Source organism: Protofrankia sp. CiP1_Cm_nod1 (genome assembly GCF_920888515.1).
Classification (GTDB): Bacteria; Actinomycetota; Actinomycetes; order Frankiales; family Frankiaceae; genus Protofrankia.
This window is the reverse complement of record NZ_CAKKTM010000169.1, coordinates 1-7,719: the sequence shown is the minus strand read 5'-3', so window position 1 is coordinate 7,719 and position 7,719 is coordinate 1. Positions and strand designations below refer to the sequence as shown.

General features: G+C 69.0%; 8 protein-coding genes and 1 CRISPR repeat array. Of the genes, 1 reads left to right on the top strand and 7 read right to left on the bottom strand.

Going from position 1 to position 7,719, the window contains the following annotated elements:
• Positions 1–42: 42 nt before the first annotated feature.
• Positions 43–598: direct repeats of the CRISPR family, unit length 30 nt; unit sequence GTTTCAATCCCTCCAGGGATGATCACGGAC.
• 372 nt (positions 599–970) lie between these two features.
• A complete protein-coding gene (locus NBX02_RS08160; protein WP_250290709.1) occupies positions 971–1,933 on the bottom strand; it encodes a zinc-binding dehydrogenase in 963 nt (320 codons plus the stop codon).
• A gap of 241 nt (positions 1,934–2,174) precedes the next feature.
• On the opposite strand from NBX02_RS08160, the gene NBX02_RS08155 reads away from it, so the two are divergent.
• Positions 2,175–2,891, top strand: a complete 717-nt coding sequence (locus NBX02_RS08155; RefSeq protein WP_250290707.1) for a Uma2 family endonuclease — start codon at positions 2,175–2,177, stop codon at positions 2,889–2,891.
• A gap of 144 nt (positions 2,892–3,035) precedes the next feature.
• Here NBX02_RS08155 and NBX02_RS23005 read toward each other — a convergent pair whose 3' ends face one another.
• From NBX02_RS23005 to sufD, 6 genes are all read right to left on the bottom strand, one after another.
• Entirely contained in the window at positions 3,036–3,593 is a 558-nt protein-coding gene (locus tag NBX02_RS23005) for a metal-sulfur cluster assembly factor (protein ID WP_445548318.1), read from the bottom strand.
• Entirely contained in the window at positions 3,590–4,051 is a 462-nt protein-coding gene (sufU, locus tag NBX02_RS08145; RefSeq protein WP_250290705.1) for a Fe-S cluster assembly sulfur transfer protein SufU, read from the bottom strand. The genes NBX02_RS23005 and sufU overlap by 4 nt, the downstream gene beginning before the upstream one ends.
• Positions 4,048–5,400, bottom strand: coding sequence for a cysteine desulfurase (locus NBX02_RS08140; RefSeq protein WP_250290704.1), 1,353 nt, complete (start codon positions 5,398–5,400; stop codon positions 4,048–4,050). The genes sufU and NBX02_RS08140 overlap by 4 nt, the downstream gene beginning before the upstream one ends.
• A gap of 2 nt (positions 5,401–5,402) precedes the next feature.
• A complete protein-coding gene (gene sufC, locus NBX02_RS08135) occupies positions 5,403–6,182 on the bottom strand; it encodes a Fe-S cluster assembly ATPase SufC (protein WP_250290701.1) in 780 nt (259 codons plus the stop codon).
• A gap of 134 nt (positions 6,183–6,316) precedes the next feature.
• A complete protein-coding gene (locus NBX02_RS08130) occupies positions 6,317–6,634 on the bottom strand; it encodes a non-heme iron oxygenase ferredoxin subunit (protein ID WP_250287467.1) in 318 nt (105 codons plus the stop codon).
• The coding region (sufD, locus tag NBX02_RS08125; protein ID WP_250290700.1) for a Fe-S cluster assembly protein SufD at positions 6,634–7,719 on the bottom strand (1,086 nt) is incomplete at its 5' end. The genes NBX02_RS08130 and sufD, both read right to left, overlap by 1 nt.

The window sequence follows — 7,719 nt, the reverse complement described above, 5'->3', positions numbered from 1 at the left end:
TCACGGACGCGGCCGCGGGGGCAGATGCGGAGTCGACCTTGTGTTTCAATCCCTCCAGGGATGATCACGGACCTCCCCAAAAGAAAGCACAAGGTGGGCGGGGCAAGTGTTTCAATCCCTCCAGGGATGATCACGGACCACGCAAGGACGATGACCATCGCCCCGCCGAAAAGTTTCAATCCCTCCAGGGATGATCACGGACGAGGTAGCCTATACCGCGTATGAGATGGGGATTAATCGTTTCAATCCCTCCAGGGATGATCACGGACGGGCGTCATCCCTGTCGTTCGCGAACTCGGACGCGAGTTTCAATCCCTCCAGGGATGATCACGGACTCCAACTTGGCCCAGGCGTCCTTCAGTCGGATCCGTTTCAATCCCTCCAGGGATGATCACGGACCTGACAGGAGGCCCTGATGCCCTCGGTGCCGACAGCTCGTTTCAATCCCTCCAGGGATGATCACGGACCAGCCGATCGGCTACGTCCGCGCACCCCAGACTGTGTTTCAATCCCTCCAGGGATGATCACGGACCGCCGAGTACGGCAGTGCTGGTGCGGCGTAGGCCAGGTTTCAATCCCTCCAGGGATGATCACGGACCCGAGGGTAAACGTGCAGGTCACGGGGGGTTTGTGGGGCTGGGTGGCGGGGGGGTTTGCAGCGGTCCGGCGGTAGTGCAGAGGCCCAGGTCACAGGCATGATCCTTATTTTAGAGGATCGCGCTCTGGTTGCCCACCATCGCGTGTTCGGGGCGGGTGGTCTCCAGTGGGTAGGGGTGTGGGGAGGGTGCCCGGTGGGTTCGGATCAGATGTTGCCACAGGAAAGATCCAGATACCGATAGATGTGCGGCCGGGAGAGGAGGGCCTGGCGCTGGGGGGTAGGCGGCTCTCCTTTGAGCGTGCTGCTGAGCGTGAGCGTGCTGCGCTGAACGCTGTGAAGACACTGCGGCAGATCTTGGAAACGAGGGGTGTGTCACCGCGCTTCCAGGAGGGTCTTGCCGATGGTGGCTCGGGACTGGATGGCTGTGTGTGCGTCGGCTGCGCGTTCCAGGGGGAAGCGTTGGCCGATCACTGGGCGTAGGCGACCGGCCGCCGCCTCCGCCAGTGCGGTTTCGACGAACTCGCGTAGCTCCTCCGGCGTCGGCCGTGGGCGTATCAGCGTCACCGCGCGATCCGCGGCGGTCTCGTCGGAGATGTCCGTCCAGGCGCCGCTCGCGAGACCGAAAACGACCATTCGGCCGCCGCGGTCGAGCAGGTCGAACGACGATCGGCCGATGGTGCCGCCGACTCCGTCGAAGACGACGTCCACCCCGCCGACGGCCTCTCGGACGCGCTCGGTCCACCCGGGCTCCCGGTAGTCGACCGTCACCTCGGCGCCCAGCTCACGGGCCAGTTCGATTTTGCGCCTCCCGCCGGCTGCCGCGACGACTCGGGCGCCGGCCGCCCGTGCGAGCTGAACGAGCAACGTGCCGACGCCGCCGGCCGCCGCCTCGACCAGAACCCGTTCCCCGCCGCGCAGCCCGGCCGCGCGGATCAGCATCACCGCCGTGCGCCCGTCGGCCATCAGCGCCACCGCACTGTCAAGACCGAGACTGTCGGGAACCTCGACGAGGCCGCCGGCATCCACCACCGCGCGTTCGGCATAACCACCGGAACCGCCGGTGGCGCTGACCACCCGCCTGCCGACCAGGGCCTTGTCGACGTCCGCGCCGACCGCCGTGACCACACCACCCACGCCGTTACCCGGGATCATCGGCAGCTTCACCTGGCCCGGGTACGGTCCGGCGCCGGTGGCCCGGAACTGGGTCTCCACGAAAGTGATGCTGGCGAACGCCACCTCGATCAGTGCCTGCCCGGGCCCGGCCACCAGGTCCGGCGCGTCGCCCGCGACCAGCACCTCCGGCCCGCCGAACCCCTTCAACCACACCGCGCGCACAGGACTCCTCCCGATCAGCTCACGTTCCCGGAGCACACATCCCCCGCGGCCAAGCTCACAACCTCACCCTTGGTTCAAGTCAAGCGCCGTTTCCGCACTCTGGAACGCAGGCCCGACGACCTCGACCTATAGATGCCATCAATGAGAAAGCTAAATTGACTACTTATCGCATCAAGACAGCTACTTCTCGGCGTATGCTTTACAGCAAATACGCTGTCCCGACGTCCGGAGGAGTGGCAGCATGACCAGGGTGATGGTGAAAGATGATCCGTCGACGTCCCCACCGGCCGAGTTCTCCGGGAACGGAGCTCCCCCGGACGAGGAGGCATGGGCGCGGTCCCGGTTCGTCGGTCTTCCGCACGAACCACTCGCCGATGCCGACCTGCGGCGCTGGCCGTTCGGCATCGGCGCGGTCGAGACCCGCGACGGGATTACCTTCTTCCGCTCCCGTCACCCGGACGGCTTCACCGCGGACGATCTGCGCCGGACGCCCGAGGACGGCAGGCGGTACGAGCTGCTTGACGGGACGATCGCGGTGAGCCCGTCCCCCGGCTTCACCCACCAGCTCGTGGTGGCGCACCTGCTGGCCATTCTCGTCGGCGCCCAGACCGGTACCGCGCGGACGCTTCCTGCCCCTTTCGACGTCGCTCTGCCGCGTGGGCGTGTCCTCCAGCCCGACATCGTCGTCATGCCGCACGCCCAGGCCGAAATCCCGGTCCTCGTGGTCGAGGTCCTGTCCCGATATGGACGTAGGTACGACCGGAAGGAAAAGTTCGACGAGTACGAGGGATCCGGCATCCCGTCATACTGGATTATCGATCCGGATATCCCGGAGATCGCCGTCTTCGAGCTGACGGCAGGCCGGTACGAGCGGGTCACGCGGGTCGAGGGCTCGGCGACGTGCAAGGTGGAGAGGCCGTTTCCGGTCAGCTTCTCCCCCGCTGCCCTGCTGGCCTGACGGAAAAACGAAACCGCGGAACCGCCGGTAGCGAAGCAGACGCTTCCGACGGTTCCGCCTGCGGGCACCGTGTTCCCTGAGGGCAGCATGTTCATCGCCCGGCATGACCGAAGATCCATCGCCTGGCACGGCCGGAGCCGTGGGTCAGACGTTGAAGCCGAGGGCGCGGAGCTGGTCGCGGCCGTCGTCGGTGATCTTGTCGGGGCCCCAGGGGGGCATCCAGACCCAGTTGATGGTCACGTCGTTGACCAGGGCGTCCGGGCCGTCGGTGAGGGCGGAGCGGGTCTGGTCCTCGATCACGTCCGTCAGCGGGCAGGCCGCCGAGGTCAGCGTCATGTCCAGGGTCACGGTGTTGTCGTCGTGGATGTTGATCCCGTAGACCAGGCCCAGGTCGACGACGTTGATGCCGAGCTCGGGGTCGACGACGTCGCGCATGGCCTCCTCGACGTCCTCGAGAGCGGCCTTGTCGACGGCGGCGCCAACGGCCACCCCGCCGACGACCGTCCCACCAGCAGCCGGTCCACCAGCAGCCGGTCCGGTGGCAGAGGTCGTCTCACCAGCGGCCGGTCCGGTGGTGGTGGCTGCCTCGCTGGGGGCTGTCGCGCCGGCGGTGGCCGGGCCGCCGGCGGCAGCGGTGGCCTGCGCCGCCGCCGGGTCGGTGTCGGGCGTCTGCTGGTCGGCCAGCGTGGTGGTCTCGCTCATCGGTCCGCCTCCTGTTCCGGGATGCCGCCCACGGCCTGCACGGTCGCGTCCTTCCAGGCCATCCATGAAAGCAGTGCGCACTTGACCCTGGCCGGATACTTCGACACGCCCGCGAAGGCTACCGCGTCCTCCAGCACGTCCTCGTCCGGCTCCAGGGTGCCGCGGGACTGCATCAGCGCCAGGAACTCCCGTTCCAGTCCGAGCGCGTCGGCCACGGACCTGCCGATCACAAGGTCGGTCATGACGCTCGCGGACGCCTGGCTGATCGAGCAGCCCTCGCTCTCGTAGGAGACATCCGTCACCACACCGTCGGCGACCCTGACCCGTAGGGTCACCTCGTCGCCGCAGGTCGGGTTGACGTGGTGGACCTCGGCGTCGAACGGTTCGCGCAGCCCGCGGTGGTGCGGGTTGCGGTAGTGGTCCAGGATGATCTCCTGGTACATGGAGTCCAGTTTCACGTCCCGAAGAACCTCCGGACATGCCCCAGACCTTCCACCAGCGCGTCGACCTCACTGCGGGTCGAGTACAGGTGGAAGGACGCCCGGGTCGTGGCCGGCACGCCGAAGCGCAGGCAGACCGGGCGGGCACAGTGCTGTCCAACACGAACGGCGACGCCGAGTTCGTCGAGCAGCTGGCCGACGTCGTGCGGGTGCAGCGCCCGGCCGTCGGAGCCGGTCAGGACGAACGAGACGGCGCCGCCGCGGTCGACCGCGTCCGCCGGCCCGATGATCCGCAGCCCGGGTACGGCGGTCAGCTGTTCGAGGGCGTAGGCGGTGACGTCGTGCTCGTGCGCGGCGATGGCGTCCATGCCGAGATCCGTCAGGTAGTCGACGGCGGCGCCGAGACCGACCGCCTGGGCGATCATTGGCGTGCCGGCCTCGAACCGGTGCGGCGGGTCGGCGTAGGTCGACGACTCCATCGTCACCAGCTCGATCATCTCGCCGCCGCCGAGGAACGGCGGCATGACCTCCAGCAGCTCGCTGCGGCCCCACAGCACGCCGATACCGGTCGGCCCGCACATCTTGTGGCCGGTGAAGGCGAGGAAGTCCACCCCCAGCGCGGTCACGTCGATCGGCATGTGCGGCACGGACTGGGAGCCGTCGAGCACGACGAGCGCGCCGACCTCGCGGGCCCGGGCGACCAGCGTCGCGACCGGGTTGACCGTGCCGAGAATGTTCGACTGGTGCACAAACGAGACCAGCTTCGTCCGCTCGTTGATCACCTGGTCGAGGGTGGAGAGGTCGAGGCGGCCGTCGTCGGTGATGCCGATCCAGCGCAGTGTCGCCCCGGTCCGCCGGCACAGCATCTGCCACGGCACCAGGTTGGAGTGGTGCTCCATCTCGGTGATGACGACCTCGTCGCCGGGCCCGAGCCGGAACCGCTCCGCCTCCGGGCCGGACACCGCCGCGTTGCTCATCGCGTAGGCGACGAGGTTCAGCGCCTCGGAGGAGTTCTTGGCGAAGACGATCTCGTCGCGCCGGGGTGCGCCGATAAACGCCGCGATCTTGTCCCGGGCGTTCTCGTACAGCGCGGTGGCCTCCTCGGCGAGCGTGTGGATGCCGCGGTGGACGTTGGCGTTGTGCAGCTCGTAGTAGTCCCGCTCGGCGTCGAGGACGCGGGTGGGCTTCTGCGAGCTCGCCGCGCTGTCGAGGTAGACCAGCGGCCGGTCGTCGTGGACCCGCCGCGCCAGGATCGGGAAGTCCTTGCGGACCCGCTCGACGTCGTAGCCGGACCTCGGCCCGCCCACCCCGGCGAGGATGGGCGAAGGCCTGCTGCCGGTCCTCGGGTCGGTTTCCGTATCGGTCATCGTCACGCCGCCGTCCCGGCCGGCTCGGTCGTCTTCACGTACCGGTCGTAGCCGGTGTCCTCCAGGACTGCGGCGAGCTCCGGGCCGCCGGAGTCGACGATGCGGCCGCCGGCCATCACGTGGACGAACTCCGGCTTCACGTACCGCAGGATGCGGGTGTAGTGGGTGATCAGCAGGATACCGGTCTGCCCCGCCGACCGGACAGACTCGATGCCGGCGGAGACGATCCGCAGCGCGTCCACGTCGAGGCCGGAGTCGGTCTCGTCCAGAATCGCGATCTTCGGCTTGAGCAGGGCCATCTGCAGGATCTCGTGGCGCTTCTTCTCACCGCCGGAGAAGCCCTCGTTGACGCTGCGCTCGGCGAACGCCGGGTCCATCTCCAGCGTCGCCATGGACTCGCGGACCTCCTTGACCCAGGTCCGCAGCTTGGGCGCCTCGCCGCGCACGGCCGTCACCGACGAGCGCAGGAAGTTCGACACCGACACCCCGGGCACCTCGACGGGGTACTGCATGGCCAGGAAGATCCCGGTACGGGCCCGCTCGTCGACGCTCTGCGCGAGGACGTCGACGCCGTCCAGCGTCACCGTCCCCTCGGTGATCGTGTACTTGGGGTGGCCCGCGATGGAATACGCCAGCGTCGACTTGCCGGAGCCGTTCGGCCCCATGATCGCATGGGTCTCGCCGCGGCGGATCGTCAGATCCACGCCGCGCAGGATCTCCCTCCCCTCGGCGGAGTCGGTCTCCACCGAGACGTGGAGGTTACGGATCTCAAGGGTCGACACTTTAGTTCAGTCTCCTCAAACCGCTATCTGTGACGCGCGCCGCGCACCGTGGCCCCGCGCCGCGGGAACCGCTCCGTGGGGCGCCTGCCCCACCGGGCCCGCGCGCTGCCCTGACATGCGCCGCGCGCCGTGCGCTATGACTCCCCGACGTCCACAAGAACGTCGTCACCATCGATCTTCACGGGATAGACGGGCACCGGCTCGGTCGCCGGCAGCCCCAGGGGCTCACCTGTGGTGAGGTCGAACTGCGAGCCGTGCAGCCAGCACTCGATCTTCGCGTCCTCGATCTCGCCCTGGGAGAGCATGACGTCGGCGTGCGAGCACTCGTCACGGATGGCGTAGACCTGCCCGCCCGACAGCGCCAGGCACACCGGCTCGCCGTCGACCTCCACCCCGAGCGGGAGGTCCTCGCTCAGGTCGGACAGGGCACACACCCGCTGGAAACCGCCCACTACACGACCCCGCCAAGCTCGGCCTCGACCGCCGCGGTGATCCGCTCCCGCAGCGAGCCGATCTCGATCCGGTCGACGATCTCGGCGAAGAAGCCCCGGACGACCAGGCGCCGCGCCTCGTCCGCCGGGATGCCCCGCGCCATCAGGTAGAACAGCGCCTCGTCGTCGAACCGCCCGGTCGCGCTGGCATGGCCGGCGCCGGTGACCTCCCCGGTGGAGATCTCCAGGTTCGGCACCGAGTCCGCCCGGGCACCGTCGGTGAGGACGAGGTTGCGGTTGAGCTCGTAGGTGTCGGTACCCACGGCGTCCGCCCCGATCACGACGTCACCGATCCACACCGCGTGCGCGCCGTCGCCCTGCAGTGCGCCCTTGTAGGCCACCCGGCTGCGGCACGAGCGCGGGCCGTGGTCGACGAGCAGGCGGTGCTCCTGGTGCTGGCCGGCGTCGGTGAAGAACAGCCCGTAGAGCTCCGCGTCCCCACCGGGCCCGGCATAGGTGACCGTGGGTGACAGACGTACCAGATCACCACCAAGAGTGACGGTGAACGAGCGGAACCGCGCGTCCCGGCCGACCGTGGCGGCGTGCGCGGCCACGTGCACCGCGCCGGCGTCCCAGTCCTGCAACGACACCAACGTCAGCGACGCGCTGTCACCGACCGACAGTTCGACGTTGCCGGCGTACGTGGCCGCCCCGGTGTGGTCGAGCACCACCGTGGCGGACGCGAACGCGCCGACCTCGACGACCAGATGCCCGTAGGCGACCCCGCCGCCGCCGTGCAGCCGCACGACCACCGGCTCGGCCGGCGCGGCCTCGGCGGGAACAGTGATCACGACCGCGTGCTCGGCCCGGGTCATCGCGAACGCCGACACCCGGTCGACCGGGGTCAGCACCCGCCCGATACGCGCGTCGTCGAGGCCGACGTGCTCGACCGTGACCGGCGGCGGGGCCTGCACGCCCACCTCAAGGGCGGCGCCGGTCGCCTCCGGGCCGGCGAGCAGGCCGCGCAGGCGGCGCAGCGGGGTGAACCGCCACTCCTCCTCACGCCCGGTCGGGACGGGATGCGCCTGCGGGTCACGGGAACGCAC

Excerpts from the sequence above, each read along its gene's own strand:
- NBX02_RS08155 (WP_250290707.1), top strand. The coding sequence starts at position 2,175 with ATGACCAGGGTGATGGTGAAAGATGATCCGTCGACGTCCCCACCGGCC.
- NBX02_RS23005 (WP_445548318.1), bottom strand. The coding sequence starts at position 3,593 with ATGAGCGAGACCACCACGCTGGCCGACCAGCAGACGCCCGACACCGAC.
- NBX02_RS08140 (WP_250290704.1), bottom strand. The coding sequence starts at position 5,400 with ATGACCGATACGGAAACCGACCCGAGGACCGGCAGCAGGCCTTCGCCC.